At 67.4% G+C, this 25,986-nt stretch carries 28 protein-coding genes; 10 read left to right on the top strand and 18 right to left on the bottom strand.

Going from position 1 to position 25,986, the window contains the following annotated elements; all coding sequences use genetic code 11:
- Window position 1 precedes the first annotated feature (1 nt).
- From odhB to FFS08_RS05070, 7 genes are all read right to left on the bottom strand, one after another.
- A complete protein-coding gene (gene odhB / locus FFS08_RS05100; RefSeq protein WP_137862633.1) occupies window positions 2-1,210 on the bottom strand; it encodes a 2-oxoglutarate dehydrogenase complex dihydrolipoyllysine-residue succinyltransferase in 1,209 nt (402 codons plus the stop codon).
- Window positions 1,211-1,237: 27 nt separating this feature from the next.
- Window positions 1,238-4,174: a 2-oxoglutarate dehydrogenase E1 component gene (locus FFS08_RS05095; RefSeq protein ID WP_137862634.1), complete on the bottom strand. Its 2,937-nt coding sequence runs from the start codon at window positions 4,172-4,174 to the stop codon at window positions 1,238-1,240.
- A gap of 168 nt (window positions 4,175-4,342) precedes the next feature.
- Window positions 4,343-5,227 (bottom strand): succinate--CoA ligase subunit alpha, encoded by an 885-nt coding sequence (gene sucD / locus FFS08_RS05090; RefSeq protein ID WP_137862635.1) that lies wholly within the window; start codon window positions 5,225-5,227, stop codon window positions 4,343-4,345.
- 4 nt (window positions 5,228-5,231) lie between these two features.
- The gene (locus FFS08_RS05085) at window positions 5,232-5,822 is read right to left on the bottom strand and encodes a hypothetical protein (RefSeq protein WP_137862636.1); all 591 of its coding nucleotides are present in this window, start codon (window positions 5,820-5,822) and stop codon (window positions 5,232-5,234) included.
- 171 nt (window positions 5,823-5,993) lie between these two features.
- Window positions 5,994-6,956, bottom strand: a complete 963-nt coding sequence (gene mdh, locus FFS08_RS05080) for a malate dehydrogenase (RefSeq protein ID WP_137862637.1) — start codon at window positions 6,954-6,956, stop codon at window positions 5,994-5,996.
- Between the two features lie 160 nt (window positions 6,957-7,116).
- Complete coding sequence (locus FFS08_RS05075; RefSeq protein ID WP_137862638.1) at window positions 7,117-7,407, bottom strand: hypothetical protein; 291 nt, start codon at window positions 7,405-7,407, stop codon at window positions 7,117-7,119.
- A gap of 5 nt (window positions 7,408-7,412) precedes the next feature.
- Window positions 7,413-7,742: a YbjQ family protein gene (locus tag FFS08_RS05070; RefSeq protein WP_137862639.1), complete on the bottom strand. Its 330-nt coding sequence runs from the start codon at window positions 7,740-7,742 to the stop codon at window positions 7,413-7,415.
- 100 nt (window positions 7,743-7,842) lie between these two features.
- On the opposite strand from FFS08_RS05070, the gene FFS08_RS05065 reads away from it, so the two are divergent.
- Entirely contained in the window at window positions 7,843-8,205 is a 363-nt protein-coding gene (locus tag FFS08_RS05065; protein ID WP_137862640.1) for a hypothetical protein, read from the top strand.
- Window positions 8,205-9,347, top strand: a complete 1,143-nt coding sequence (locus FFS08_RS05060; RefSeq protein WP_137862641.1) for a glutathionylspermidine synthase family protein — start codon at window positions 8,205-8,207, stop codon at window positions 9,345-9,347. The genes FFS08_RS05065 and FFS08_RS05060 overlap by 1 nt, the downstream gene beginning before the upstream one ends.
- Window positions 9,348-9,351: 4 nt before the next feature.
- On the opposite strand, the gene FFS08_RS05055 is transcribed toward FFS08_RS05060, so the two are convergent.
- Complete coding sequence (locus tag FFS08_RS05055; protein ID WP_137862642.1) at window positions 9,352-9,759, bottom strand: VOC family protein; 408 nt, start codon at window positions 9,757-9,759, stop codon at window positions 9,352-9,354.
- A gap of 61 nt (window positions 9,760-9,820) precedes the next feature.
- Here FFS08_RS05055 and FFS08_RS05050 point away from each other — a divergent pair, with 61 nt between their 5' ends.
- Entirely contained in the window at window positions 9,821-10,366 is a 546-nt protein-coding gene (locus FFS08_RS05050; protein WP_212741960.1) for a winged helix-turn-helix transcriptional regulator, read from the top strand.
- Window positions 10,367-10,372: 6 nt separating this feature from the next.
- Here the strand turns inward: FFS08_RS05050 and FFS08_RS05045 are convergent, their stop codons facing one another.
- The 3 genes from FFS08_RS05045 to FFS08_RS05035 all read right to left on the bottom strand — a co-directional run bounded on the left by FFS08_RS05045 (window position 10,373) and on the right by FFS08_RS05035 (window position 13,884).
- Window positions 10,373-12,205: a glycoside hydrolase family 2 protein gene (locus FFS08_RS05045; RefSeq protein ID WP_137862644.1), complete on the bottom strand. Its 1,833-nt coding sequence runs from the start codon at window positions 12,203-12,205 to the stop codon at window positions 10,373-10,375.
- A 31-nt stretch (window positions 12,206-12,236) separates the two neighbouring features.
- Window positions 12,237-13,349 (bottom strand): cell division protein ZapE, encoded by a 1,113-nt coding sequence (gene zapE / locus FFS08_RS05040; RefSeq protein WP_137862645.1) that lies wholly within the window; start codon window positions 13,347-13,349, stop codon window positions 12,237-12,239.
- Window positions 13,350-13,425: 76 nt separating this feature from the next.
- Complete coding sequence (locus FFS08_RS05035) at window positions 13,426-13,884, bottom strand: PaaI family thioesterase (RefSeq protein WP_137862647.1); 459 nt, start codon at window positions 13,882-13,884, stop codon at window positions 13,426-13,428.
- Between the two features lie 100 nt (window positions 13,885-13,984).
- On the opposite strand from FFS08_RS05035, the gene FFS08_RS05030 reads away from it, so the two are divergent.
- Window positions 13,985-14,206: a hypothetical protein gene (locus tag FFS08_RS05030; RefSeq protein ID WP_212741959.1), complete on the top strand. Its 222-nt coding sequence runs from the start codon at window positions 13,985-13,987 to the stop codon at window positions 14,204-14,206.
- 105 nt (window positions 14,207-14,311) lie between these two features.
- Here FFS08_RS05030 and FFS08_RS05025 read toward each other — a convergent pair whose 3' ends face one another.
- The 4 genes from FFS08_RS05025 to FFS08_RS05010 all read right to left on the bottom strand — a co-directional run bounded on the left by FFS08_RS05025 (window position 14,312) and on the right by FFS08_RS05010 (window position 17,674).
- Window positions 14,312-15,097, bottom strand: coding sequence for a succinate dehydrogenase iron-sulfur subunit (locus FFS08_RS05025; RefSeq protein WP_137862649.1), 786 nt, complete (start codon window positions 15,095-15,097; stop codon window positions 14,312-14,314).
- Between the two features lie 59 nt (window positions 15,098-15,156).
- Window positions 15,157-15,696 (bottom strand): ATP-dependent Clp protease proteolytic subunit, encoded by a 540-nt coding sequence (locus FFS08_RS05020; protein WP_502702012.1) that lies wholly within the window; start codon window positions 15,694-15,696, stop codon window positions 15,157-15,159.
- A 337-nt stretch (window positions 15,697-16,033) separates the two neighbouring features.
- On the bottom strand, window positions 16,034-17,008 hold the full coding sequence (locus FFS08_RS05015; RefSeq protein WP_137862652.1) for a C13 family peptidase: 975 nt from the start codon (window positions 17,006-17,008) through the stop codon (window positions 16,034-16,036).
- A 114-nt stretch (window positions 17,009-17,122) separates the two neighbouring features.
- Window positions 17,123-17,674 (bottom strand): hypothetical protein, encoded by a 552-nt coding sequence (locus tag FFS08_RS05010; protein ID WP_137862654.1) that lies wholly within the window; start codon window positions 17,672-17,674, stop codon window positions 17,123-17,125.
- 98 nt (window positions 17,675-17,772) lie between these two features.
- Here FFS08_RS05010 and FFS08_RS05005 point away from each other — a divergent pair, with 98 nt between their 5' ends.
- Window positions 17,773-18,054: a hypothetical protein gene (locus FFS08_RS05005; RefSeq protein WP_137862656.1), complete on the top strand. Its 282-nt coding sequence runs from the start codon at window positions 17,773-17,775 to the stop codon at window positions 18,052-18,054.
- A 307-nt stretch (window positions 18,055-18,361) separates the two neighbouring features.
- On the opposite strand, the gene sdhA is transcribed toward FFS08_RS05005, so the two are convergent.
- From sdhA to sdhC, 3 genes are read right to left on the bottom strand one after another with little or no spacing between them, the layout of a single operon-like run.
- Window positions 18,362-20,164 (bottom strand): succinate dehydrogenase flavoprotein subunit, encoded by a 1,803-nt coding sequence (sdhA, locus tag FFS08_RS05000; RefSeq protein ID WP_137862657.1) that lies wholly within the window; start codon window positions 20,162-20,164, stop codon window positions 18,362-18,364.
- Window positions 20,161-20,550, bottom strand: coding sequence for a succinate dehydrogenase, hydrophobic membrane anchor protein (sdhD, locus tag FFS08_RS04995; RefSeq protein WP_137862659.1), 390 nt, complete (start codon window positions 20,548-20,550; stop codon window positions 20,161-20,163). Before sdhD ends, sdhA begins: the two co-directional genes overlap by 4 nt.
- On the bottom strand, window positions 20,543-20,968 hold the full coding sequence (sdhC, locus tag FFS08_RS04990; RefSeq protein ID WP_137862660.1) for a succinate dehydrogenase, cytochrome b556 subunit: 426 nt from the start codon (window positions 20,966-20,968) through the stop codon (window positions 20,543-20,545). The genes sdhD and sdhC overlap by 8 nt, the downstream gene beginning before the upstream one ends.
- Before the next feature lie 191 nt (window positions 20,969-21,159).
- Here sdhC and FFS08_RS04985 point away from each other — a divergent pair, with 191 nt between their 5' ends.
- The 5 genes from FFS08_RS04985 to FFS08_RS04965 all read left to right on the top strand — a co-directional run bounded on the left by FFS08_RS04985 (window position 21,160) and on the right by FFS08_RS04965 (window position 25,871).
- A complete protein-coding gene (locus tag FFS08_RS04985; protein WP_137862764.1) occupies window positions 21,160-22,503 on the top strand; it encodes a methyl-accepting chemotaxis protein in 1,344 nt (447 codons plus the stop codon).
- A 14-nt stretch (window positions 22,504-22,517) separates the two neighbouring features.
- Window positions 22,518-23,885: a methyl-accepting chemotaxis protein gene (locus FFS08_RS04980; RefSeq protein WP_137862662.1), complete on the top strand. Its 1,368-nt coding sequence runs from the start codon at window positions 22,518-22,520 to the stop codon at window positions 23,883-23,885.
- A gap of 117 nt (window positions 23,886-24,002) precedes the next feature.
- The gene (locus FFS08_RS04975; protein ID WP_137862664.1) at window positions 24,003-24,704 is read left to right on the top strand and encodes an SDR family NAD(P)-dependent oxidoreductase; all 702 of its coding nucleotides are present in this window, start codon (window positions 24,003-24,005) and stop codon (window positions 24,702-24,704) included.
- Window positions 24,694-24,897, top strand: coding sequence for a hypothetical protein (locus tag FFS08_RS04970; RefSeq protein WP_137862665.1), 204 nt, complete (start codon window positions 24,694-24,696; stop codon window positions 24,895-24,897). The genes FFS08_RS04975 and FFS08_RS04970 overlap by 11 nt, the downstream gene beginning before the upstream one ends.
- Window positions 24,897-25,871 carry a 50S ribosomal protein L11 methyltransferase gene (locus FFS08_RS04965; protein WP_137862667.1) on the top strand — a complete coding sequence of 325 codons (975 nt, stop codon included), beginning with the start codon at window positions 24,897-24,899 and terminating at the stop codon, window positions 25,869-25,871. The genes FFS08_RS04970 and FFS08_RS04965 overlap by 1 nt, the downstream gene beginning before the upstream one ends.
- The last annotated feature ends 115 nt before the right edge of the window (window positions 25,872-25,986 follow it).

Genomic DNA, 25,986 nt, shown 5'->3' with positions numbered 1-25,986 from the left:
CTTACAGGTCGATCAGCAGGCGGGTCGGATCCTCGATCGCGTTCTTCAGCGCGACGAGGAAGGTGACTGCCTCGCGGCCATCGACCAGGCGGTGGTCGTAGCTGAGCGCGAGGTACATCATCGGGCGGATCACGATCTGGCCGTCGCGGACCACCGGGCGGTCCTCGATGCGGTGCAGGCCGAGTACGGCCGACTGGGGCGGGTTGATGATCGGCGTCGACATCAGCGAGCCGAACACGCCGCCGTTCGAGATGGTGAAGGTGCCGCCCTTCATCTCTTCCATCTTCAGCGTGCCGTCCTTGGCGCGCTTGCCGAAGTCGCCGATCGTCCGCTCGATGCCGGCGACGCTCAGCGTCTCGGCGTCGCGGATCACCGGCACGACCAGGCCCTGCGGCGCCGAGACGGCGACCGAGATGTCGCAATAGTCGTGATAGACGATCTCATCGCCTTCGATCGAGCCGTTGACGCCCGGAATGTCCTTGAGCGCCATGCAGGCGGCCTTCACGAAGAAGCCCATGAAGCCCAGGCGGACGCCGTGCTTCTTCTCGAACAGGTCCTTGTACTTGGCGCGCGCCTCGATCACCGCGGTCATGTCCACGTCGTTGAACGTGGTCAGCATCGCGGCAGTGTTCTGCGCTTCCTTCAGGCGCTTGGCGACGGTCTGGCGCAGGCGCGTCATCTTGACGCGCTCTTCCTTGCGGCCGCCGGCCGGGGACGCGGCCGGAGCGGCGGCGGGGGCCGGAGTCGCGGCGGGGGCCGGAGTCGCGGCGGGGGCCGGCTTGGCGCTGGCCGCGGCGATCACGTCGTCCTTGGTCAGGCGGCCGTCCTTGCCGGTGCCCTGCACGGTCGACGGATCGACGCCGGTCTCGAGCACCGCGCGGCGCACCGAGGGCGAGAGCGCGGCGGCCTCGGTCGCGGGCGCGGCGGCCGGTGCCGGAGCCGCGGCGGGTGCCGGGCTCGGCGCGGCGGCGGTGCCGCCTTCGCTCACCACGGCGATCACCGCGCCGACTTCGACAGTGTCGCCCACCTTGACGAGCTGATCGCCCATCACGCCGGCGACCGGGCTGCCGACCTCGACCGAGACCTTGTCGGTCTCCAGGCTCGCGATCGGCTCGTCGAGCTGCACGGGGTCGCCGGGGTTCTTCAGCCATTCGCCGAGCGTGGCTTCGGTGATCGATTCACCCAGCGTCGGGACCTTAACGTCTGCCATTGTCTTTCCTCGTTCCCTGGGGAGGTATCAGTTGTTGCGGGTGCGGCGAATTTCTTCGCGGACATTGTGGCCGAGCGCATCGGCGATCAGCGCGCCCTGCTCGGCCTGGTGGCGCTTCATCAGGCCGGTGGCGACCGCGGCGGCCGGCGCGCGGCCGGCATAGCGCGGACGCCGCACCTTGCACTTCGCCTCGGCCAGGCTCGCTTCGATGAACGGCTCGACGAAGAACCAATAGCCGTTGTTCTTCGGCTCTTCCTGCGCCCAGATCACTTCCTCGACATTGGTCATGCGCGCGACGCGGGCGGCCAGCGCTTCGCCCGGGAAGGGATAGAGCTGCTCGATGCGGACGATCGCGGTGTTCTTGTCGCCCGCGGCATCGCGTGCCTCGATCAGGTCATAGGCGACCTTGCCGGTGCACAGCACCAGCCGCTTGACGTCCTGATCCGCCGGCGCGTTGGGGTCGGACAGGATGCGGCGGAAATGGCTCTCGCCCAGGAAGTCCTCGGCCTTGCTCACCGCCATCTTGTGGCGCAGCAGCGATTTGGGCGTCATCTGCACCAGCGGTTTGCGGAAGTTGCGGTGCATCTGGCGGCGCAGCAGGTGGAAGTAATTGGCCGGCGTCGTGATGTTGACGACCTGCATATTGTCTTCCGCGCACAGCTGGAGATAGCGCTCCGGGCGCGCCGAGCTGTGCTCGGGGCCCTGGCCCTCATATCCGTGCGGCAGCAGCATCACCAGGCCATTGGCGCGCAGCCACTTGGCCTCGCCCGCGGCGATGAACTGGTCGATCATGATCTGCGCGCCATTGGCGAAGTCGCCGAACTGGGCTTCCCACAGCACCAGCGTCTTCGGGTCGGCGAGCGCATAGCCATATTCGAAGCCGAGCACGCCATATTCGCTGAGCGGCGAATCCAGCACCTCGAACGTCCCGTGCGGGATGGTCGAGAGGGGCACGTAGCGATGCTCGTCCTTCTGGTCGACCCAGACGGCGTGGCGCTGCGAGAAGGTGCCGCGGCCCGAATCCTGACCCGAGAGGCGAACGCCATATCCTTCGGAGAGCAGCGCACCGAAGGCCAGCGCCTCGCCGGTCGCCCAGTCGAAATTCTCGCCGCTCTGGAACATCGCGCGCTTGGCGTCGAGCACGCGGCCGAGCGTCTTGTGGATCTCGAGGTCGGCGGGAACTTCGGTCAGCGTGCGGCCCAGGCTGTCGAACAGCTTCTTCTCGATGCCGGTATCGACCGAGCGGCGCGCGGTCTCGGGATCGCCCGGGGCCGCGAGGCCCGACCAGCGGCCGCCGAACCAGTCCGCCTTGTTGGGCAGGTAGGACTTGCCCGCTTCGAACTCGCCTTCGAGCAGCAGGTTGAACTGCCTGGTGCGCTCGTCGACAAAGCCCTGGTCGATCACGCCCTCGGCGATCAGCTTGCGCGAATAGATCACGCTGACCGGCGGATGCTGGCGGATCGCCTTGTACATCAGCGGCTGGGTGAACGAAGGCTCGTCGCCCTCGTTATGGCCGAAGCGGCGATAGCACCACATGTCGATCACGACGTCGCGGTGGAACTTCTGGCGGAACTCGATCGCCATCTTGCAGGCGAAGGTGACCGCTTCGGGATCGTCGCCGTTGACGTGGAAGATCGGCGCCTGGACGCCCTTGGCGACGTCCGACGGATAGGGCGAGGAGCGCGCGAATTGCGGGCTCGTCGTGAAGCCGATCTGGTTGTTGATGATGAAGTGCAGGCAGCCGCCGGTATTGTAGCCGCGGATGCCGGAAAAGCCGAGGCACTCCCACACGATGCCCTGGCCGGCGAACGCCGCGTCGCCGTGCAGCAGCACGGGCAGCGAGCCGGTGTGCTGCTCCAGGTCGCTCGCGATCGTCTGGATCGCGCGGGTCTTGCCGAGCACCACCGGATCGGCGGCCTCCAGGTGCGACGGATTGGCGACCAGCGACATGTGGACGGTGATGCCGTCGAACTCGCGGTCGGTGCTGGTGCCGAGGTGATATTTCACGTCGCCCGAGCCGCCCACGTCATCGGGATTGGACGAGCCGCCCGAGAATTCGTGGAAGATCGCGCGATAGGGCTTGGCCATCACGTTGGTCAGCATGTTCAGCCGCCCGCGATGCGCCATGCCGTAGACGATCTCGCGCACGCCGAGCTGGCCGCCATATTTGATGATGGCTTCCATTGCCGGGATCATCGCTTCGCCGCCGTCGAGGCCGAAGCGCTTGGTGCCGACATATTTCTTGCCGCAGAACTTCTCCCATTCCTCGGCCTCGATGACCTTGGAGAGGATCGCCTTCTTGCCGTCGACGGTGAACTGGATGGCCTTGTCCTTGCCCTCCATCCGCTCCTGCAGGAAGCGACGTTCCTCGACGTCGGAGATGTGCATATATTCGAGGCCGACATTGCCGCAGTAATTGGCGCGCAGGATGTCGACGATCTCGCGCACCGTCGCCTTTTCCAGGCCGAGCGTGCCGCCCAGATAGATCGGGCGATCGAGATCCGCGGCGGTGAAGCCGTGATATTCGGGCGTCATGTCCGCCGGCAGGTCCTGGCGGGCCAGGCCGAGCGGATCGAGTGTGGCGGCGAGGTGGCCGCGGACGCGATAGGTGCGGATCAGCAGCATCGCACGGATCGAATCGCCGGCGGCGCGGGCGATGTCGCTCTCGGACGCGGCCGGGCCGGCGGGCTTGGCGGCAGGCGCCGCGCCACCCTTGGCCGGCTTGGGCGCCGGCTCCATCTGGGTGGGATCGAGCCCGGCGGTGAGGGCGTCGGTATCGGCCAGCGGCCAGCGCGGATTCGCCCAGCTCGGGCCCGAGGCCGTGCTTTCGAGGCCTTCGAAGAACTGCTGCCACTGCGGCTCGATGCCGGTGGGGTCCGCCTTGTAGCGGCGGTACAGCGTCTCGACGAAGGCGGGGCTCACCCCGCCGGCGACTTGCTCGAAATCCAGGCCTTCATAGCCCATAATATCGCTTCCTTCATTCCCTCTCCCCCGGGGGGAGAGGGAGGGGCCCGCTCGGCAGGGCCGAGTGGGAGGTCGAGGGGGATATGGGAACTGAAATCCCCCTCATCCAACTCCGGCCGGACAGCGAGCCGCCAGGCCTCCATGCCTTCTCTCCCAGGGAGAGAAGGGTTAACCCTTGAGCACCTCGACCAGGGTCGAGCCCAGCTCGGACGGGCTGGCCGCGACCCGGATGCCCGCTTCTTCCATCTTGGCGATCTTTTCCTCGGCGCCGCCCTGGCCGCCCGAGACGATGGCACCGGCATGGCCCATACGGCGGCCCGGAGGCGCCGTGCGGCCCGCGATGAAGCCGGCCATCGGCTTCTTGCGGCCGCGCTTGGCCTCGTCGATCAGGAACTGGGCGGCTTCCTCTTCGGCCGAGCCGCCGATTTCGCCGATCATGATCATCGACTTGGTCTCGTCGTCGGCGAGGAACAGCTCGAGCACGTCGATGAAGTTGGTGCCGTTGACGGGGTCGCCGCCGATGCCCACCGCGGTGGTCTGGCCCAGGCCGGCATTGGTGGTCTGGAACACCGCCTCATAAGTGAGGGTGCCCGAGCGCGAGACGACGCCGACCGAACCCTTCGAGAAGATCGAGCCCGGCATGATGCCGATCTTGCACTCGCCCGGGGTCAGCAGGCCGGGGCAGTTCGGGCCGATCAGGCGCGACTTCGAACCCGAAAGCGCGCGCTTCACCTTGACCATGTCGAGCACCGGAATGCCCTCGGTGATGCAGACGATCAGCGGAACCTCGGCGTCGATCGCTTCCAGGATCGAGTCCGCGGCGAAGGGCGGCGGCACGTAGATGACCGAGGCGTCGGCGCCGGTCTTGGTCACGGCCTCGGCGACGGTGTCGAACACGGGCAGGCCGATATGCTCGGTACCGCCCTTGCCGGGAGTCACGCCGCCGACCATCTGCGTCCCATAGGCGAGCGCTTGCTGGGTGTGGAAGGTGCCGGTCTCACCGGTCATCCCCTGGGTGATGACCTTGGTGTTCTTGTTGATCAGGATGCTCATGCGTTCACTGGGCTCCAGGCGCTTTGGATTCGGATAGGGAGGAGGAGCGCAGCACGACCCAGCCGCCATAGGCGGCGGCGGTCAGGCGAACGTCCTCGCGTGCGGAAGTGGCAACCGACGCGCCGACCGCGCTGGCGGTCGGTCGGGCGGTGAGCGGCACAGTGTCCTCGTTCGGCAGGACGAGCTTGCGTGCCGCGAAATAATCGTCGTCCGACAGTGCGTGCCACAGCACGATGCAGCTGTCGCCGATCGGAGTGCCGCTGGGCGACGGCGTGGGCGGCATCAGATAGAGCTGGCCGCCGGCGATCCGGTAGATGGCGTTCGCGACCTGCGCGGGCGCCGGGGTCGGAAGCTTCTCGGCCTCGGCGCGCGTCGCGACGGTGCTGGCGCCGAGCGCACGCTGCGCGGCGGCGGGCAGCGCGGCAAAGGTGATCGGTTCGGCGACGTTCTTGCTCAGGCGCACCGCACCGCTGACACAGGCGGCCTGGAACAGCGGCACCGGCTCTGCCGGAGCGGTCGGCGTCGCTTCCTGCGCGGCGGCGGGAAGGGCGATGAGCAAGGTCGCCAGCAGAGTCGCGGCACGGGAAAGGGTCATCGTCCGTCCTTTCTCACCAGGCGATCCGAAGGGAGTATCCGTCCGGGCCCGCCATGCTCCGCCGACAGATGGCGGCCGCGCAATCGTGCCGGGCCGCGCCCGGCACTTCGGTGATCGGGTACGGCGAACCGCCCGAAGCACCGATGACTGCGATGGCCGGTGGAAAGCGCATCAGCCGAGCGAGCTGTCGATCGCCTTGCAGGCCACGAGCAGTTCCTTCACCGCGTCGACCGAGACGGTGAGGTTCGCCTTGGCCTCGTCGGTCAGGCTGATCTCGATGATCTTCTCCACGCCGTCCTTGCCGATGATGATCGGCACGCCGACGTACAGGTCGTCCACGCCGTACTGGCCGGTCAGGTGCGCGGCGGCCGGCAGGACGCGCTTCTTGTCGTAGAGATAGCTCTCCGCCATCGCGATCGCCGACGTGGCGGGCGCGTAGAAGGCCGAGCCGGTCTTGAGCAGGCCAACGATCTCGCCGCCGCCCGAACGGGTGCGCTGCACGATCGCGTCGATGCGTTCCTTGGTCGAGAAGCCCATCGCGATCAGGTCGCTGACCGGGATGCCCGAGACAGTCGAATATTCGAGGACCGGGACCATGGTGTCGCCGTGCCCGCCGAGCACGAACGAATTCACGTCCTTGACCGAGACCTGGAATTCCTCGGCGAGGAAGTGGCTGAAGCGGGCCGAATCGAGCACGCCGGCCATGCCGACCACCTTCGTATGCGGCAGGCCCGAGAATTCGCGCAGCGCCCAGACCATCGCGTCGAGCGGGTTGGTGATGCAGATCACGAACGCGTCGGGCGCGTTGGCGGCGATGCCCTCGCCCACGGCCTTCATCACCTTGAGGTTGATGCCGAGCAGGTCGTCGCGGCTCATGCCCGGCTTGCGGGCGACGCCGGCGGTCACGATGATCACGTCGGCGCCCGCAATGTCCGCATAGTCGTTCGAACCGGTGATCTTGGCGTCGAAGCCCTCGACCGGGCCGCACTGGCTCAGGTCGAGCGCCTTGCCCTGGGGCACGCCCTCCACCACGTCGAACAGGACGATGTCGCCCAGGCCCTTGAGTGCGGCGAGGTGCGCGAGCGTACCGCCGATGTTGCCGGCGCCGATCAGCGCGATCTTCTTGCGGGCCATGGAAACTCCCTATGGGTCTGGTTCAACCGGACACAGACGCGCGTACCGGCGCGCCGGTGAAAGCGTCGGCGGCTTAGGCCTATAATAGGAGAGTCGCAACCCATGAAAACCGCGGGCGCCGGATTATCTTTGCAACTAATTCGCAAGTGCAATAAGGACTTTATCCCCTCTCATCGGCGTCGACATAGCGCCGTTCGCCGGTGATGGGATTATACCATATGGTCACGAGCCGCCCGGTCTCCTCGTCGAGGAAGCGCTCCGCGGTGGGACGCCAGCCAGGCGCGTCGAGCGGACTGTCGGCGCCGCGATAATGGAAGCGTTCGAACAGAGTGCCGAGCAGCAGTACCGCGGCCATGGCCAGCATCGGCCAGCCGGCAGCGTCCCACACGGTCATCGCGACCGCCGCGGCGAACCACAGGACCGCCACGACCGTCACGGCCAGGCGCAGCATCGGGCTCAGTCCTGCGGCGCCGGATCGAGTATCACTGCGGTGCCGTAAGCGACCACTTCGTTCATCGCCTGGGCGATCTCGCCCGAATCGAAGCGCATCATCACGATCGCATTGGCGCCCATCGCATGCGCGTTGGCGACCATTCGGTCGATCGCGTGGCGGCGGGCGTCCTCCACCAGTCGCGTATATTCGGGGATCTCGCCGCCGACGATCGAGCGCAACGAGGCGCTGATGTTGCCGCCGATGCCGCGGCTGCGGACGACGACGCCGAAGACCTGGCCCAGCGTGCGGACGACGCCGTGGCCCGGAACATTCTCAGTAGTGGTGACGATCATGCTTCTACCCCGCGAGTCGGTGCCCGCATCCTGCAGGCGCGCGGATGGATTGCCAAGCGCCGGGCCGTGCTGATAGCTCTCGGGCCGAAGAGGGGGCGGGATGCACGGGAAGATCGATTTTTCGGTGCTCAGGATCACGGCGGCGACGTCCGCCGCGCTGCTGGCGAGCGGCTGCGGCGGCGGGGCGCTGGTCGCGAACCAGCCGACCCAGATGTGTGTCGACGGCGCCGGCCGCCGCATCGGCGATGCGAATTGCGGCGGCGCCCGTGGCGGGGGCACGGGCGGTGCGCATGCCTATTATGTCGGGCGCGGCCAGCGCGTGCCCGAGATGGGGGAGGTTGCCCGGGGCGGTTCGACCCGGCCCAGCGCCGGGGTCTCCTATTCGCATGTGAGCGCGCGGTCGGTCTCGCGCGGCGGCTTCGGGCGCTCGGCCGGCTTCCACGGCGGCTTCGGAGGCGCGTGATGCGGCGCATGCCGGTCGACCCGCGGCCGGACTGGCGGGCGCGGGTCCAGACGCTGGGGCTCGTCTGGCACAGCCTGGATGGCTGTGCCTATTGGGACGAGAGCGCCTGCTATCGCTTCGGCGCCGGCGAAATCGAGGAGATCGAGGCGGCGACCGCCGAGCTCTATCGGCTGTTTCTCGCGGCGGGCGAGCATGTCCTCGCCAACGATCTGCTTGGCAGCTTCGGCATTGCCGAGCCGGCCTGGGCCGCGATCCGGCAGGCATGGGAAGAGGAGCCGCCCGCGCTGAACTTCGGTCGCTTCGATCTCGGCTATTCGGGCGACGGTCCGCCCAAGCTGTTCGAATTCAACTGCGACACGCCGACCAGCCTGGTCGAGGCCGCGGTGATCCAGTGGGACTGGAAGGAAGCCGTCTTCCCGGCGCTCGACCAGTATAACGGCCTGCACGAGAGGCTGGTCGACAAGTGGCGCGACATCGCCCCGCTGCTCCCGGGCGGCCATGTCCATTTCGCCCATGTCGCGGACGATGCGGGCGAGGACACGGTCACCATCGCCTATCTGCGCGACACGGCGCAGGCGGCCGGGCTCGCCACCGATGCGATCCGTATGGAGGATATCGGCTGGAGCCATGCGGCGCGCCGCTTCGTCGACCTGCGGGACCGCGTGATCGAGAACTGCTTCCATCTCTATCCCTGGGAATGGCTGCTCGCCGAGGATTTCGGGCCCGAGCTGCTCGAGAGCCTGGGCAGCACGCGCTGGATCGAGCCGATCTGGAAGTCGATCTGGAGCAACAAGGCGATCCTGCCGGTGCTCTGGGAGCTGTTCCCCGGCCACCCGAACCTGCTCCCCGCCAGCCGGCGCCGGCTGCCCGGCGGCGATCAGGTCGCCAAGCCGCTGCTCGGGCGCGAAGGGGCCAATGTCTCGATCCTGCGCGGCGGCGAAGTCGTCGCCGAGACCGGTGGGCGCTACGACGAGAGCGGCTGGGTCTACCAGGCGCTCTACCCGTTGCGCGACTTCGGCGGCGGCTATCCGGTGATCGGCGCCTGGATCGTCGACGGCGTGCCGGCCGGCATGGGCATTCGCGAGGACGGTCTGATCACCGGCAACACCGCGCGCTTCGTGCCCCACGTCATCGAGGGCTGATGCCTCAGCCCTGCCCCGCGAGATCCTGGGCGAACATCAGGGCATTGCCGTCGGGATCGTAGAAGGTGAGCAGCCGGACCATGCCGGGAATCTCCTGCACCGGTCCGTCCTGGCGCACGCCGGCCGCGTCGAGCACCGCCTTGGCCGCGTCGAGATCGACTACGCCGAAGGTGAGCGTCGCGCCGCCGCCCTGGACCACCCGCTCGACCTGGGCGAGCCCGACGGACACGCGCGCGACAGGGCTCTCGAACTCGCACCAGGCGATCTCGTCGACTCGGTAGAGCAGCTCCATCCCGAGTGTGTCGCGATACCAGGCGATGCCGGCATCGAGGTCGCTGACGTTGATCGCGCAAGTGAGGGCGCCGTCATAGCCGAGCGCGGCGCGGGCCGGGGCCGCAAGCGTGGTTGCCATTTCCAATCTCCGAATCTATAGTTCCATTTATATAGTCGATATGAATTTGGCGATGGAGTCAATGCCCCTGGAATGCGTGCCGCCGCTTCGCATGCTCGAGGCCAATCGCTGGGCGATCCCGGTGCTGGCGCTGCTGCATCGCGAGCAGGGCTCGCGCTTCGCGGTGATCGCCCGGGCATTTGGCCTGTCGCACAACAGCCTGACGCGGTGCCTCGTCCATCTGAAGGCATGCGGCTGGGTGATCCCCAATCCCGGCCATGGCCATCCGCTGCGCCCCGAATATGTGCTGACCGAAGGCGGGCTCGCGGTGGGGGCATTGTGCGGGCAGATCGAAACGGCGCGGGCGCGGCTGAAGCTGGGGACGGGCGACCTGCCGCGCTGGTCGCTGCCGCTGGTCGCCGGGCTGGGTCCCGACTGGACGCGCTTCGGCGAGATCCAGGCGCGCCTCGCGCCGGTGACGCCGCGCGCGCTGTCGACGACGCTCAAGGCCGTGATCGACGAGGCGCTGGTGCGGCGCAAGCTCGAGGACCGCTATCCGCCGCTCCCGCTCTATGCGCTGACGGGAAAGGGGCAGGAACTGGCGGCGGCGTTGGGGGGATCGCGCTGAGCGCGCTCAGTGCTCCGCCTCTTCCCGCGCGGCATAGTCCGCCGCCAGCACGCCGAAGGCGAGCTTGCGCTGGCCGGTCTCGGAGATCAGGCCCTTGCGGTTCCAGCCCTGCTGATAAACCGGATGCTGGCGGCGCGGCGAGCGGAAGTCCTTGAGGATCCACGGGCTCAGGCCGCGCAGGAACGGCACCTTGGCCGCCATCTCGAGCGTGCGGCGATAATATTCGGCCTGATACTCCTCGCTGAACTTGTGCGGGGCGGCGGCGCCGTCGTGATAGCCGTGGAGCGCGTCGGCACCGAATTCGGAGAAGATCAGCGGCTTGGTGACCGGGCTCTGCCAGGCGATCAAGGGCAGGTCGGCGAGCGGGTCGTTCGAATACCAGCCATTATAGGTGTTGATCGCCATCACATCGAGGTCGTTCACCAGCGGATCATCGATCCGCATCGTCTTGCCCTGGCGCGCGCTGAGCAGGGCCGCGGTGACCAGCCGGCTGTCGTCCAGCGCGCGGACGTCGCCGATCAGCCTGCGCAGAAAGGCGTTGCGGGCATCGGACACGGGCGTCTCGTTGGCGACGCTCCACAATATGATCGCGGCACGGTTGCGGTCGCGGCGGATATTCTCGGCGATCATCCGGCGCGCGGTGGCCAGCGTGTCCGGATTGTTCCAGGCGACGCGCCAATAGACCGGCACTTCGCTCCACACGAGCAGCCCCATCTCGTCGGCAAGGCGCGTCGTGCCTTCGTCGTGCGGGTAATGAGCGAGGCGCACGAAATTGCCGTGCAGCCCTTGCTTGATCTCGGCGAACAGCGCGCGCGCGGCGGCGGGGCTCATCGCGCGCACCGGATCCTTGCCCAGTTCCTCCTCGTGCATCGAGATACCGCGCAGGAAGATCGACTTGCCGTTGAGCAGGATTCTGTCGCCCTGGACTTCGATCGTGCGGAAGCCGATGCGATCGGCGAAGCGGTCCTCGCCGGCAAGGATCTCGACGTCGTAGAGCGTCGGGCTGTCGGGCGACCAGCGCTTGAGCGCGCGCGGGGCGGCGAGGCTGGCGATCCAGTTGCCCTTGCCATCGGTGCGGCCCTGGATCGCCGTGCCGAGCGCGGGAATCGCCAGGCGGATCGGGGTGTCGGCAGCCCGGGGGCCGAGCAGGCGGACGAAGACGGCGATGCGGCCGTTCCTGTCCAGCCGCACGAACGCGTCGTCGACGAACGTCTCGGGAACGGTGACCAGCCGGATCGAGCGGGTGATGCCGCCATACGTCTCCCAATCGGTGACCGGCGGGGGGACGTCATTGTCGGTCCGGGCGGAATCGACGCCGATCGTGATCTGGTTGCTGCCGGCGCGCAGCAGCGCGGTCACATCGAAGGCGAAGGGCGTGAAGGCGCCGACATGCTTGCCGAGCGGCTTGCCGTTGAGGAAGATGCTGGCGGCATAGTCCGCGCTGCCGAGGCGCAGATATACGCGCTTGCCCGTGCCTGCCGGCTGCCAGTCGAAGGTGCGCTGGTACCAGACCAGCCCTTGATAATAGCGCATCTCCGGCGCGTGGCCGATCCAGCTGCCGGGCAGATGCGTGATCGCCGAGCGCTGCATGTCGAACTCGAACAGCGCCGTCGGGCGCTTCGCGGCTTCCACTTCCTGGATGCTGTCCTGCCAGCGCGCGGTGCTTTCGGACGGCGGCCCGCCATGGAAGCCGGCGACGCCGTCGCGATAGGGATCGACCGACCAGTGCCAGGCGCCGTCGAGAGTCTGGCCGGGGCGCAGGTCCGCGGCGACCAGGGTCTGCGCGCCGGCGGGTGGCGACATCAGCAGAGCCGCCAGGGCGAACCCGATCACACGCATTAGCTCTCCCCCTTTTTGCCTTTGGGGGAGCCTAGCGTTCGCCGTGGCCCTCCGCCAGATACGCGTCCGAGCGCATTTCCATCAGGCGAGAGACGGTGCGGTCGAACTCGAAGCGGCCGTCTCCGGCTTCGTAGAGATGCTGCGGCTCGGCATCGGCCGCGGCGAGCAGCTTGACCCTGTGCTCGTAGAGCGCGTCGATCAGCGTGACGAAGCGCGCCGCCTCGTTGCGATTCTCCGGCCCCAGCTTGGGGATGCCGACGAGGATGACAGTGTGGAAGCGCCGGGCGATGGCGAGATAGTCGGCCGCGCCGCGCGCCTCGCCGCACAATCGCTTGAACGAGAAGACCGCGACGCCCTTGAGGCATTTGGGCACATGCAGTTCGCGCCCGCCCTGCACGGCGATGTCGCAGGCCGGGACGTGCGCGGCGTCCTCCACCGGATAGTCGGTCAGGCGGAAGAATGCGGCGGACAGCTGCCGCGTGGCCTCCGCGCCGTTGGGGACCAGCCAGGTGTCCATCCGTCCCAGCCGGTCGAGCCGATAGTCGGTCGGCCCGTTGAGCGCGAGCACGTCCATCCTCGCCTCGATCAGCTCGATGAAGGGGAGGAACAACTCGCGGTTCAGTCCGTCCTTGTAGAGATCGCGCGGCGGGCGGTTCGACGTGGCGACCATGGTGAGGCCATGGCCCATCATCTCGGTGAACAGCCGCGAGAGGATCATTGCGTCGGCGGGGTTGTTCACCACCATCTCGTCGAAGGCGAGCAGGCGCACGTCCTCGGCCATCGCATCGGCGACCTTCACCACCGGGTCGCGGCTGTCCTTCCGGCGCTCCTCGTTCAGCCGCTCGTGCACTTCGAGCATGAACTCGTGGAAATGGACGCGGCGCTTCCGGCGAATATTCACGCTGTCGTAGAACAGGTCCATCAGCATCGACTTGCCACGACCGACGCTGCCCCAGAGGTAGAGCCCGCGCGGCGGCTCGGGCAGGCGGCCGAGCGCGCGCCACAGGATGCTGCCTTTCCTCGGCACCGCCTCCAGCTCGCCGGCGAGCCGGTGCAACCGCTCGGCGGCGATTGCCTGCTCCGGATCGGAGCGAAGCTCGCCGGCCTGCACAAGGGCGCGGTAGCGCTCGATGACGCTGGTCATTTGTCTGCCATGTCGCGCCGGTGTCCTTCGCGACTCCGGATGCCTGCCTTTGTGGGGATGGCCGAGAAAGCGAGTGTCATGCGGGCGGGGAACTCTTGCGGAGGGTGCCGAGGAAGCTGGCGAGGGTCGCTTCGTCCTGCCGTAGCACGCCGCGCAGGAAAAGCATGCGTCCGGTTTCGCGCAGCAGTTCGATCTCGGCGATGATCGGCTGGCCGATCGTGCTCGTGCCGATGAACTGCGCGGACAGATCAAGCGTCACCGCGCCGCCCGCGGAGATCGCGCCGAGGCTGCGTGCCGCGGCGAACAGCGCCACGTCGATGAAGGCGAGCAGCGCTCCGCCATGGGTGGAATCGCGCAGGTTGGAATGTTCGCGTCCCGGCACCATCCGGACCAGCGCCTTGCCGCCTTCGATCCGGGTTAGGATCGGGCCGAGAAATGCGTTGAAACGCGTCGGATCGCGCAGTTCCCAGCGCTTCCAGCCAGGATGATCGTCGGCATCTTCATGGATGAAGTCGGATTCGGTGTCAGAAATCATGCCAATGCCCATCCGTTTCGGACTGATCTTCGATGCATTTCTTCAGGGAGTCATCATTCCATACAAGAATAGATTCCGAGATTCGAAGATACGAATCTCGATGAACATCCTGACTGTAAAGGAGAAAGCAATGAAGAAAGTCATTCTGGCGATCTCGCTTCTCGTTGCGGGTTCCGCCGTCGCCGCGCCTCCCGCGCCATTCTATCGTTGGGCGAGCAAGTTGAACGGGTTCATCACTTGTGCGCAGACCTCGCCGGGAAGCGGCTGGGTCCTGGCCAGCCCGACGCCCTATCGCGATGCCGGCTGCAGGGTCCCTTACTGAGGTCGCAGTCATCACCCCCGACGCGGAGTCCGGCCGAGCGCCGGGCCCCGCTGGGCGTTCTCACTCTCACCCTTCAGCATTTCCACCCGTCGGCATCTTCACCCGTCAGAGCGTGCGCTCGGCTTCCATCTTCTTGATCTCGGCGATCGCCTTGGCCGGGCTGAGGCCCTTGGGGCACACATTCGCGCAGTTCATGATCGTGTGGCAGCGATAGAGGCGGAACGGATCCTCGAGATTGTCGAGCCGCTCGCCGGTCATCTCGTCGCGCGAATCGGCGAGCCAGCGATAGGCCTGGAGCAGGATCGCCGGGCCCAGGAACTTGTCGCTGTTCCACCAATAGCTCGGGCACGAGGTTGAGCAGCAGGCGCACAGGATGCATTCGTACAGGCCATCGAGCTTCTCGCGGTCGGCCGGCGACTGGAGGCGCTCCTTGCCCGAGGGCGTGGTCGACACGGTCTGCAGCCACGGCTGGATCGACGCATATTGCGCGTAGAAGTGCGTGAAGTCGGGCACCAGATCCTTGATCACGTCCATGTGCGGCAGCGGCGTGATGCGGATGTCGCCCTTGATGTCCTCGATCGCAGTGGTGCAGGCGAGGCCGTTGCGCCCGTCCATGTTCATCGCGCACGAACCGCAGATGCCCTCGCGGCACGAACGGCGGAAGGTGAGCGTCGAGTCCTGCTCCGACTTGATCTTGATCAGCGCGTCGAGGACCATCGGGCCGCATTCGTCGAGGTCGATCTCGAACAGATCATAGTGCGGATTCTCGCCCGTGTCGGGATCGTAGCGATAGATCTTGAACTTCTTGACGTTCTTCGCGCCCGGATCGGCCTTGTGCTCCTTGCCCTTGGACGAGATGCGGCTGTTCTTGGGAAGGCGGAAGTCGGCCATCGAGGGGTATCCTTATGCTTGGGCGCGCGATAGCCAATCGCGCCGCGGGGCTCAACCTCTCAGATGATGTCGAGCACCATGCCCAGCGTGCGCGCCTCCTCGGCTTCGATGTACCAATTGGCCGGAGCCCGGGCCTGGATGTCCTCCAAGGATACGCGCGTGCCCGCCACGATCGCGCGAAAGCCTTCTTCCTCGATCCGCACCGATTCCTCGACCTCGTGCAGCGCGGCTTTCAGGCTGGCGACGCAGCTCTTGAGCGGGCCGGCCAGTTCCACGGTGCGGGTGAGGATGCGTTCATGGATCATCAGCCGCGTGCCGCGGGTAAGGAAACGCTTGTCGGCGGGGAAGGCCGCCATGAAGATGGTCCCGGCCGAACAGACCGCGACCTTGCCGAGGAAGAGCGTCTCGCGCCCCGAATATTCGCGCAGCAGGCGGATCTCGTCGCCCATCAGCCGCGCGATCTCCGGATCGCCGCCCGGCGTGGAGAGCGAGACAACGAGCGTGCCCTGTTTCGGCGCGGCGCCGAGCTGCTGGCGGAAGCTTGCGTACATCGCCTGGTCGATGGGGCCGGAGAGCGCGACATGCGGCCGGGCGAGCAGCGGGTAGCGCGTCGCCTGGGTGCCGTCGTCGGGCGGCGGCTCCGAGTCGTGGATCTCGGCCACGGGCGCGGCCACTGCTTCGAGGGCCTCCGGTTCCGGCGCGGGCGGCAGTGCGGGAGCGGCCGGCCGGGGCGCGAGTGCCCGGCGCCGGGCCTCCCGCCGCTCGACCCATTGGCGGACCAGGAATGCGAACCCGAAGGTGATCAGCAGGCCGAGGCCGGCTTGCAGCAGCCGATTGCGGAATCCGCCGGGAAGCGCTTTCTGGATCGCTGCGGGAATCTGGTGTTCCAGGTCGCCCGGGATCAACCGTTCCAAGAGAGTCTCCTGCTCGGCCATCTCATCCGCCGGCCTTGAGCGCATCGGTCGCCGGGCGGCCGACGGGCTGGGTGTCGGCCTGTGGCATGCGCGCCTCCAGCGGCGCGAGCCAGGTCGAGACATGGTCGCCGATGCTCACTTGCGGGTTGGAGGGAGGCACCCGCGCCGCGCCCTCCCATTCGCTGATCGTCATCCGCGCCTCGTCCGAGGCCTTTTCGAGCGGCTGGTGCTTGCGCAGCGCGTGGTTGATCATGGCGTCGCCGAAGAAGGTCCAGTCATTGTCGGCCTCGCAGCCGAAGCTCGGCCGGTCCGAGGAGGCGGCGGTGAACAATGCGGTGTCGGGACTGGAGAGCGGCCCCACGAAGATGCCCGAATAGCAGGCCGAAAGGATCAGCACGCGATTCCGGATGCCGAGTTCGTCGAGCAGTGCCTCGAGCCGCTTCGGGCTCAGGACGCCATAGCCCTCGTCACCGTCATGATAGGCGATGCCCACCTTGGCGCCGTGGCTGGTGGTGTAGAGGACGAGGACGTCCTGTTCCCTGTCCATCACCTCGGCGATGCGGGCCAGCGCGAGCGTGAGGCTGGTCAGGCTGCCATTGGGCAATTCGCTCGGCAGGGTTCCGGTGCTGCCGGCGAGGACGATGGTGCGCCCGGCGGCATCGAAGCGGCGCGAGAGCACCTTGCCCGCCTCGCGCGCCTCGCGCCCGAACACCGGATCGCTGTCGAGCGCGACCGAGACGACATAGGCGTCGACCAGCGCCTTGCGCTGCGGCTGGAGGCTGTTGAGCACGATGTTGAGCTTGCGGCTGTCGGCCAGCATTGCCCGGGCCGAGCGGCCGCGTTGCAGTTCCGGGCCGGGATCGAGCCCCTCGATGCCGTCATTGCCCGAGACCATTCCCGGCCAGTCTGCCTTGTGCTCCGGCGCCCGATACTGGGCGGCGGCGGGCGAGACGGCGAGCGCGGCAGCCGCCGCGAAGATGGCGAACGCGAGACGCATGGCAGGCGCGAGACCCCCCGGGCAATAGTTAACGGCTCACTCTCGCGGGTGCGGGAGCGGTGTCAAGCGGGACGGCGTTTCCGTCCCGTCACGACATCTGGGGAGCGCCTGGCCTCAATGCCAGATGGCGGCGAGCGGATAGAGCGCGATCAGCCAGATCAGGCAGCCCATCGCGATATGCCGGTTCCTGACGGAGATCGCGATGAGCGAGAGCGGGAAGAAGGACCAGGTGAGGACGAGCACCCGGACGGTGAACATGCCCTTCGCACCCAGCAGCGCAACGGTGGTGGCCATCAGCGCGACGTTGCAGAGCAGGACGGCGCCCATCACCTTGCGGTAGTGCTTGTCGAAATAGGCGTTCAGGTCGGGCCATTCGGCGAAGTCGCTCGGGAAGATCAGCGAGGCGGCGACATAGTAGCTGGCAGTGACGAGAAAGCCGCCGAACAGCATCGGCCAGCTCAGCTTGAGCAGGTCGCGCAGCGTCCAGCCATACATCCAGAAGGTGACGACGTCGCACGAGACGAAGATGCCGAGCAGCGCGGTCGCCCAGCCGATCCGCACCTTGTGCCGTGCCTTGAGCGCGCGCGAGAGCCCGCCCAGCCCCTCGGCCAGGGCAAGGCCGAGCAGCAGCCCGAACAGGGAAAAGCTGAATTCGAACCCGCTCATTGATGTGCCCTCATGCCGCGCACTCTCGTGGCGGCGGGGCGGTGTCAAGCGCGGGCAGGTCGAAGGGCTTGCCGGACAATGTCGAGTGCCTTCGCCGGATGATCGCCTATCTCATCGCGATCGGGGATTTCGAGGAGCTGTATGTGCCGCCGAATTGGAGCGCGCATCTGCTTACCGGTGACCGCGCTGGCATCTGGTCGCTTATCCGCCTTCGCGGTCCATCCCGGCGAATGGCTGCGCCACGAAATCGTCGACCGCATGGCTTGGGCGTAGGCGATGTCGCCGCGCATTTCGGGGTCACGCGCATGTCGGCCGAAATGGCGAGCGTTCGCGCGTATGCCGACGATATCAAGGTCGAGCGGTTCGGGAAGGCGGCCTAGGTTGAGAACCCAAACAAGTATCTGATTTTCCGTCGTCATCCTCGCGCAGGCGGGGATCCAGGGCCAGGCGCCGAGCCGGGGTGGCGGGGTCCTGTCCTCTCCGGACAGCGTTCGCGCGGTGGTGCCGATATCCCGCATTACCCTGGATCCCCGCCTGCGCGGGGATGACGATTGAGGGAAGGGGATGACGATTGAGGGAAGGGGATGACGATTGAAGGAATATGAGTCCCCAACCTAGTCGCGACCGGATAGGAAAGGGGCCCGTTCGCATCTGGCGAACGAGCCCTTCGAACCTCGGATGGAAGGATCAATACACCCGCTTCTTCGGCTTGATGTATTCGATCTCGTCGGTGAGCGTATAGTCGTGGACCGGGCGGTAATCGATGCTCGTGGCGCCGCCCTTGCCGCCCCAGCCTTCGAAGGTGGCGACGGTGTGCTTCATCCAGTTCTTGTCGTCGCGCTCGGGGAAGTCCTCGTGCATGTGTGCGCCGCGGCTTTCCTTGCGGTTGGCGGCGCACTCGATGGTGACGACGGCCTGGCCGATCAGATTGTCGAGCTCGAGCGTCTCCACCAGGTCGGTGTTCCAGATCAGCGAGCGGTCCTGGATGCCCACGTCCTGGAAGCCGGCATAGACCTGCTTCATGTGCTCGACGCCTTCGGCCAGCAGCGCGCTGTCGCGGAACACGGCGCAGTGGCGCTGCATCGTCTTCTGCATGTCGGCGCGGACCTCGGCGGTCGGGCGCGAACCCTTGGCGTTGCGGAAGTGATCGAGGCGGCCGAGCGCGAACTCCTCCGAGCCCTTGGGCAGCTCGTTGTGCTTCATGCCGGGCTTGAGCAGCTCCTTGAGGCGCAGTCCGGTGGCGCGGCCGAACACGACCAGGTCGATCAGCGAGTTGGAGCCCAGGCGGTTGGCGCCGTGCACCGACACGCAGGCCGCCTCGCCGACCGCGAACAGGCCGGGGATCACGGCATCCGGATCGCCATCCTTATTGTGGACGACCTCACCGTGATAGTTGGTCGGGATGCCGCCCATATTGTAGTGGACGGTCGGCACCACCGGCAGCGGCTGGCGGGTCAGGTCGACGCCGGCGAAGATCTTGCCGGTCTCGGTGATGCCCGGCAGGCGCTCGTGCAGGATCTTCGGATCGATGTGGTTGAGGTGAAGGAAGATATGGTCCTTCTCCTTGCCGACGCCGCGGCCCTCGCGGATCTCCATCGCCATCGAGCGCGCGACCACGTCGCGGCTGGCGAGATCCTTGGCCGAGGGGGCATAGCGCTCCATGAAGCGCTCGCCCTCTGAGTTGGTGAGATAGCCGCCCTCGCCGCGCGCACCCTCGGTGATGAGCACGCCGGCGCCGTAGATCCCGGTCGGGTGGAACTGGACGAATTCCATGTCCTGCAGCGCGATGCCCGCGCGCAGGGCCATGCCGTTGCCGTCGCCGGTGCAGGTGTGCGCCGAAGTCGCCGACTGGTAGACGCGGCCGCCGCCGCCGGTGGCGAGGACCACGGCATGGCTGCGGAAGCGGTGGATCGAGCCGTCTTCCATGCACAGCGCGATCACGCCGCGGCACTTGCCGTCTTCCATGATCAGGTCGAGCGCGAAATACTCGACATAGAAGTCCGCGTCGTACTTCAGGCTCTGCTGGTAGAGCGCGTGGAGCATGGCGTGGCCGGTGCGGTCCGCCGCCGCGCAGGTGCGCTGCACGGGCGGGCCTTCGCCCATGTTCTGCATGTGGCCGCCGAACGGGCGCTGGTAGATCGTGCCGTTGTCGTTGCGGCTGAACGGCACGCCGGCATGCTCGAGCTCGTACACCGCCTGCGGTGCCTCGCGGACCATGTACTCGATCGCGTCCTGGTCGCCGAGCCAGTCGGAACCCTTGACGGTGTCGAACATGTGCCACGACCAGTGATCGGGCGTGTTGTTGCCGAGCGAGGCGGCGATGCCGCCCTGCGCCGCCACGGTGTGGCTGCGAGTCGGGAACACCTTGGTGATGCAGGCAGTCTTCAGCCCGGCCTCGGCACAGCCCATGGTGGCGCGCAGGCCCGAGCCGCCGGCGCCGACCACCACCGCATCATAGGTGTGATCGATGATCTTGTAGGCAGACATCAGAGCGCGGCTCCCGCCGTGAAGGCGATCTTGAGGATCGAGAAGATGGCGGTGGTGCCCGCCGCCAGCGTGAAGAAGTTGAGCAGCACCATCAGGACGATGTGAGTCTCGTCATGCTGATAGTCCTCGATCACCACCTGCAGGCCGAGGCGGAAATGATAGAAGGTGACGAGGACGAGGAGGGTCAGCGGCACGGCGACCTGGGTCTGGGCGATCCACTGGCGCGCCGTCTCGAAATCATAGGCCGGGAGCAGCGCGATGCTGAGCACGAACCACAGCATCAGCACGAGGTTGGCGCCGGCGGTGAGCCGCTGGTGCCACCAGTGATGCGAGCCCTCATGCGCCGAACCGAGGCCGCGGACCTTGCCGATGCTGGTGCCGTTACCCATTGGTCTTCCCCCAGATGATATAGGCCCAGAAGGCCGCGGTGAGGAGAACCGCGGCGACATAGGTCAGCGTCGCGGTGATCTTGTTGGCCTTGAGCTCGAAGTTCGCGCCCTGATCGAGGAAGAAATGGCGGATGCCCGAGCTCATATGCTGGAAGAAGGACAGCGTCAGCCCGATCCCGAAGACGTAGCCGACGATGTTGAGCGCGCCGGACTTCACCGTGAACAGGTCAAGGAACGCCGCATAGGCCGCCGGGCCCGAGGCGAGGGCGACCAGCCACCAGACGAACAGGATCGTCCCGACGGTCGCCATGCCGCTGCCGGTGACGCGGTGGGTGATGGAGGCCGCCATGCCGGGGCCCCACTTCCAGATCGACAGATGCGGCGACAGCGGTCGCGCTTCGTTGCGCACATTGGCCAAGATTATGTCCTTCCTCGGTCGGTGCCGTCTCCTTAATCCCGATGCCGCCGGATGCAAGCTGGCATGCACGGCGCCCGGCTTGGCTAACCCCGCCTTAACCACTTCGCCCGCATATCGCAGGGCAAGTGGCCGATCGTCCCGCGGCCGCACAGGGGACAAGTTTCGTGACCAACGCCGTTTCGCTTGAGGATCTGCCGTCACCGGGTTCCACGGCTGCCCGCATCGATGTGCGCGCGCGCCTTCGCATCTTCGACTTCGAAGGCTCGCTCGCCGCTTCCGGCCGCGCCGCCTGGGAAGCGCTGGAACCTGAGATTCGCGCGGTTTCGGAGGCCTATTGGCAGCAATGGCTGCGCTGCTTCGCCGATGAGCGCAGCTGGGCGCCCGACGATACGCAGAAGATGATCGATCTCGGCATCGTCTTCCTCAAGAACCGCTTCCTCGATACCGAGGGCCGGGCCTGGCTCGAGTCGATCGAGCGCTCGGTCGCGGCGGCCTATGCCGCGAACGTGCCGCCGATGGCGCTCCTCTCGATGATCAGCGCGAGCGACCGGGCGGCGCTCGAGATCCTGATTCGCCGCGTCGGCACCGAGGACCGGCGACTCGCCGGGCTGATCGACACGCTGATGCGTCTCTCCGCCCTCGAAGGCGACATCACCGTCGAGATCTACAACATGTATCGCGAGCACAGCGCCCAGGCGGCGCGCGACCGGCTGGCCGAGGATTTCCGCGATTCGATCGGCGGCACCGTCCAGCGCGCCTCGCGCGAAGGCGAGCAGCTGCGCGTCCAGGCCGGCCACACCTCCGCTTCGGCGCGCGGGATGCTGGGCAAGGCGTCGGAAGTGGCGGCGGCGGCGGAGCAGTCGGCAGTGGCTATGCGCGAGGCGGCGCAGACGGCGGCGGGCCTGATCCGGGCGATCGAGGATGCGCGGATGGAAGTGGAAGCGGCGGCGGGGATCGCGACGCGGGCTTCCTCGCAGGCAAGCGATGCAGTGGGGATGAGCGAGGCGCTGAGCGATCATGCCAAGTCGATCGAATCGATCCTGGGGCTGATCCGCGACATTGCCGGCCAGACCAACCTGCTGGCGCTGAACGCGACGATCGAGGCGGCGCGGGCGGGCGATGCCGGGCGGGGCTTCGCCGTGGTGGCGCAGGAAGTGAAGAGCCTGGCGAACCAGACGGCGCGGGCGACGGACGACATTGCGGCGAAGATCGCGGCGATCCAGTCGGCGACGAAGAGCACGGTGGAGACCAATGCGTCGATCCGCTCGACGGTGACCGAGGTGCAGGAAAGCGCCAACCGCATCCGCAGCGCGATGGAGGTCCAGGCGCAGACCGTCACTGCGATCACTGCCGCGGTCGACGAGACGGCGCTCGCCGCCGACTCCATGTCCGCCACCATCGGCGCCATCCGCGAGGATACCGAGGCGGTGGCGAGCGAGATCGATCGGGTCGGCCAGGGTTTCGCGGCGCTCGAGGGCCAGCTGGGCAGCCTGAAGGGCAGCGCCAGCGATTTCATCGCCAAGGTTGCGGCCTGAGGGGGAGAGACGAGATGGTTGGAACCCGCAAGCCCGGCCGCTGGAGCGGTGGCACCCGTACGGTGGAGGACCACCGCCGCGAATATGATTGGGACGGCCTGATCGAGACCGGCTGTCGCGAGATCGTCGCGCTGATCGGCCATCGCCAGCGCGAGATCGCGGAAGCGTTCTGGCGTCACTTCAAGGCGATGCCGACGAGCCTGCCGATGCGCAGGATTCTCGACGATCCCAAGGGCTATGAGGAGCAGGTTGCCCGTGGCGCCCGCTACGGCACGGTCAAGTTCGAGAAGCCCTTCAGCGAGGAATGGGTCGAGATGGTGTGCAGCTACGCCGTCGAGACCTATCAGGCCGGGATCTCCCTGCCGGCATTGGTCGCCGCCTTCTCCTTCGCGCACAGCGAGACGATGCGCGCATTGGGCGCGGCGCTGCCGAACGACGGGGAAAGGCTCGCCCGGCTGTGCGACGTGGTGCAGCGCATGGCGATGGCGGAGGCCGATCTGATGGCCGGTCATCTCGGTGCGCGCGATGCCGCCCAGGCCGATCAGGCGCGCCGCGATCGCTCGCTGCAGTTCAAGGCCAGCATCTCCGAATCGATCGAAGGCGCGACCGGCCTCGCCAACCGCATCCGGGTGCAGGCGCAGGGCGCCTCGGGCTCGGCGCGCGGGATGCTGGGCAAGGCGTCGGAAGTGGCGGCGGCGGCGGAGCAGTCGGCAGTGGCTATGCGCGAGGCGGCGCAGACGGCGGCGGGCCTGATCCGGGCGATCGAGGATGCGCGGATGGAAGTGGAAGCGGCGGCGGGGATCGCGACGCGGGCTTCCTCGCAGGCAAGCGATGCAGTGGGGATGAGCGAGGCGCTGAGCGATCATGCCAAGTCGATCGAATCGATCCTGGGGCTGATCCGCGACATTGCCGGCCAGACCAACCTGCTGGCGCTGAACGCGACGATCGAGGCGGCGCGGGCGGGCGATGCCGGGCGGGGCTTCGCCGTGGTGGCGCAGGAAGTGAAGAGCCTGGCGAACCAGACGGCGCGGGCGACGGACGACATTGCGGCGAAGATCGCGGCGATCCAGTCGGCGACGAAGAGCACGGTGGAGACCAATGCGTCGATCCGCTCGACGGTGACCGAGGTGCAGGAAAGCGCCAACCGCATCCGCAGCGCGATGGAGGTCCAGGCGCAGACCGTCACTGCGATCACTGCCGCGGTCGACGAGACGGCGCTCGCCGCCGACTCCATGTCCGCCACCATCGGCGCCATCCGCGAGGATACCAAGTCGGTCACCCATGAGATCGACACGCTCCAGAAGGACGTGGCCGAGGTCGACGACCGTCTCCACAAGCTGCGCGCCGCGGCGGACAGTTTCTCCAGCAGCGTGGCAGCCTGAAGTGCTTCGTCATTCCCGCGAAGGCAGGGCTCCAGGGGCAAGCAGGACAGCACTTGCTACTCTGGACCCCCGCCTTCGCGGGGATGACGGGGACAGGGCGACGCGCTACGCAGGCGCATGACCACCCACATCCTCCTCACCGGCGCGAGCCGCGGCATCGGCGCCGCGATCGCCGAGAGCTTCAGGAACGACGCGGTTCGCCTGATCGGCCAGGGCACCCGGAGCGGCATCCCCGCCGACTTCGCCGATCCCAAGGCGCCCCGGAGCTTGTGGAACAAGGCGCTCGATGCGCTGGACGGCCGCATCGACATACTCATCAACAATGCCGGCGTGTTCGAGAGCAATCCGCTCGACATCGAGCATGACGACTGGGTGGCGAGCTGGGAACGGACGATGCGGGTGAACCTCACCGCCACGGCCGAGCTTTGCCGCCTCGCCATCTGCCACTGGCAGGCCGAGGGGCGCCCCGGCCGTATCGTCAACATGGCGAGCCGCGCCGCCTATCGCGGCGACAGCCCGGCGCACTGGCATTATGCGGCGTCCAAGGCGGGCATGGTCGCCATGACCAAGAGCATTGCGCGCGGCTATGCCCGCCAGGGCATCCTCGCCTTCGCGATCTGCCCGGGCTTTACCATGACCGGCATGGCCGACGACTATCTCGCCAGCCGCGGCGGCGAGAAGCTGCTTGCCGACATTCCCCTGGGGCGCGTGGCGGATGCCGACGAAGTGGCCGTGCTCGCCCGCTTCTGCGCGCTTTCGGCGCCGCCCTCGATGACCGGCGCAGTGCTCGACATCAACGGAGCGAGCTATGTCCGATAGCGCCGGGCCAAGGCTCCCTCTTGCCGCGCGCCAGGTCTTCCTGCTGACCGGCCTGGACGGCGTGGACAGGATCTGGATGCAGAGCCCCACGCGTGTCGCGCTGCTGATGCGCCAGGGCCGCAAGTTGAACTATCGCGCGATCGAGACCCCCGAACTGAAGGTGGTCGTCGCGCGTCCTGTGGAGATCGATTGATGTCGAGCTGGAAGCTCATCCTGCCCTGCACCCGCGCCGAAGCGGAGGCAATCGATGCCGATGACGAGGCGCTGTTCGGCATCGAGCCGATGCCCGTCCTGCTCACGAGCGAGCGGATCGAGGACGATCCCGACCATTGGCAGCTCGAGGCCTTTTTCGAGTCGAAGCCCAACAGTGCCGCGCTCGATGCGGTGCGCGCGCTGGTGCCGAGCGCGAAGGGCGTGAAGGCCGTCGCCGAGCGGATCCGCGACGCCGATTGGGTGACGCTGAGCCAGGCCGGGATCGAGCCCGTCCATGCCGGCCGCTTCTACGTCCACACCGCCACCAACAAGGGCAGGGTGCCCGAAGGCGCCACGGTGTTCCGCATCGATGCCGGCCTCGCCTTCGGCACCGGCACGCACGAAACGACGTCGGGCTGCCTGGTCGCGCTCGACCAGCTGAAGCACGAGGGCAAGCGCTTCGAGAATGTCCTCGATCTCGGCACCGGTACCGGGCTGCTCGCCTTCGCGGCGCTTCATCTCTGGCCGCGCGCCTATGCCACGGCGTCCGACATCGATGCGCGGGCGGTCGCCGTCACCGGCGAGAATGCGGCGCTGAACGGCGTGAAGCCCGGCGGCGGGCAGGGCGCATTGGCACTGGCCGTGGCGGCGGGCGTCGAGCATCCGCTGCTGATCGGCCGTGCGCCCTATGACCTGGTCATCGCCAACATCCTCGCCGGCCCGTTGATCGAGCTCGCGCCGAGCATCGGCGCGGTGCTGGCCGAAGGTGGCACGCTGATCCTCGCGGGGCTGCTCAAGGGGCAGGCCGAGGCGGTGGCGCAAGCCTATCGCCGCCAGGGTCTCCGCCTGGTCCGTCGCGCCGGTCGCGGCGACTGGCCGACGCTGACGCTGACGAAACGCGTCCGCTACGGAACCGAGCGGGTGACGCGGTTGAGCCGGGGCAGGGGCGAGGCGCCGGGCTTCGGAAGCTGGTGACGAACTCGCCCGTCGCTTGAAGGAAGGGGCCAGGACGAATCGGCATTCGGACTTCAGCGTCGCCCATTGCCCAGAATTCCGGCGTCACCCCGGCCTTGTTCCGGGGGGCGAATTA

The organism is Sphingomonas sp. 1F27F7B (assembly GCF_005503355.1).
GTDB lineage: Bacteria > Pseudomonadota > Alphaproteobacteria > Sphingomonadales > Sphingomonadaceae > Sphingomonas.
The sequence above is the reverse complement of the archived record's forward strand: the minus strand, read 5'-3'. Positions and strand labels throughout refer to the sequence as shown.

What these genes read in the sequence shown, in the direction of transcription:
- odhB (WP_137862633.1), bottom strand. Translation starts at nt 1,210, where the DNA reads ATGGCAGACGTTAAGGTCCCGACGCTGGGTGAATCGATCACCGAAGCC.
- FFS08_RS05095 (WP_137862634.1), bottom strand. Translation starts at nt 4,174, where the DNA reads ATGGGCTATGAAGGCCTGGATTTCGAGCAAGTCGCCGGCGGGGTGAGC.
- sucD (WP_137862635.1), bottom strand. Translation starts at nt 5,227, where the DNA reads ATGAGCATCCTGATCAACAAGAACACCAAGGTCATCACCCAGGGGATG.
- FFS08_RS05085 (WP_137862636.1), bottom strand. Translation starts at nt 5,822, where the DNA reads ATGACCCTTTCCCGTGCCGCGACTCTGCTGGCGACCTTGCTCATCGCC.
- mdh (WP_137862637.1), bottom strand. Translation starts at nt 6,956, where the DNA reads ATGGCCCGCAAGAAGATCGCGCTGATCGGCGCCGGCAACATCGGCGGT.
- FFS08_RS05075 (WP_137862638.1), bottom strand. Translation starts at nt 7,407, where the DNA reads ATGCTGCGCCTGGCCGTGACGGTCGTGGCGGTCCTGTGGTTCGCCGCG.
- FFS08_RS05070 (WP_137862639.1), bottom strand. Translation starts at nt 7,742, where the DNA reads ATGATCGTCACCACTACTGAGAATGTTCCGGGCCACGGCGTCGTCCGC.
- FFS08_RS05065 (WP_137862640.1), top strand. Translation starts at nt 7,843, where the DNA reads ATGCACGGGAAGATCGATTTTTCGGTGCTCAGGATCACGGCGGCGACG.
- FFS08_RS05060 (WP_137862641.1), top strand. Translation starts at nt 8,205, where the DNA reads ATGCGGCGCATGCCGGTCGACCCGCGGCCGGACTGGCGGGCGCGGGTC.
- FFS08_RS05055 (WP_137862642.1), bottom strand. Translation starts at nt 9,759, where the DNA reads ATGGCAACCACGCTTGCGGCCCCGGCCCGCGCCGCGCTCGGCTATGAC.
- FFS08_RS05050 (WP_212741960.1), top strand. Translation starts at nt 9,821, where the DNA reads ATGCCCCTGGAATGCGTGCCGCCGCTTCGCATGCTCGAGGCCAATCGC.
- FFS08_RS05045 (WP_137862644.1), bottom strand. Translation starts at nt 12,205, where the DNA reads ATGCGTGTGATCGGGTTCGCCCTGGCGGCTCTGCTGATGTCGCCACCC.
- zapE (WP_137862645.1), bottom strand. Translation starts at nt 13,349, where the DNA reads ATGACCAGCGTCATCGAGCGCTACCGCGCCCTTGTGCAGGCCGGCGAG.
- FFS08_RS05035 (WP_137862647.1), bottom strand. Translation starts at nt 13,884, where the DNA reads ATGATTTCTGACACCGAATCCGACTTCATCCATGAAGATGCCGACGAT.
- FFS08_RS05030 (WP_212741959.1), top strand. Translation starts at nt 13,985, where the DNA reads ATGAACATCCTGACTGTAAAGGAGAAAGCAATGAAGAAAGTCATTCTG.
- FFS08_RS05025 (WP_137862649.1), bottom strand. Translation starts at nt 15,097, where the DNA reads ATGGCCGACTTCCGCCTTCCCAAGAACAGCCGCATCTCGTCCAAGGGC.
- FFS08_RS05015 (WP_137862652.1), bottom strand. Translation starts at nt 17,008, where the DNA reads ATGCGTCTCGCGTTCGCCATCTTCGCGGCGGCTGCCGCGCTCGCCGTC.
- FFS08_RS05010 (WP_137862654.1), bottom strand. Translation starts at nt 17,674, where the DNA reads ATGAGCGGGTTCGAATTCAGCTTTTCCCTGTTCGGGCTGCTGCTCGGC.
- FFS08_RS05005 (WP_137862656.1), top strand. Translation starts at nt 17,773, where the DNA reads ATGATCGCCTATCTCATCGCGATCGGGGATTTCGAGGAGCTGTATGTG.
- sdhD (WP_137862659.1), bottom strand. Translation starts at nt 20,550, where the DNA reads ATGGGTAACGGCACCAGCATCGGCAAGGTCCGCGGCCTCGGTTCGGCG.
- FFS08_RS04980 (WP_137862662.1), top strand. Translation starts at nt 22,518, where the DNA reads ATGGTTGGAACCCGCAAGCCCGGCCGCTGGAGCGGTGGCACCCGTACG.
- FFS08_RS04975 (WP_137862664.1), top strand. Translation starts at nt 24,003, where the DNA reads ATGACCACCCACATCCTCCTCACCGGCGCGAGCCGCGGCATCGGCGCC.
- FFS08_RS04970 (WP_137862665.1), top strand. Translation starts at nt 24,694, where the DNA reads ATGTCCGATAGCGCCGGGCCAAGGCTCCCTCTTGCCGCGCGCCAGGTC.
- FFS08_RS04965 (WP_137862667.1), top strand. Translation starts at nt 24,897, where the DNA reads ATGTCGAGCTGGAAGCTCATCCTGCCCTGCACCCGCGCCGAAGCGGAG.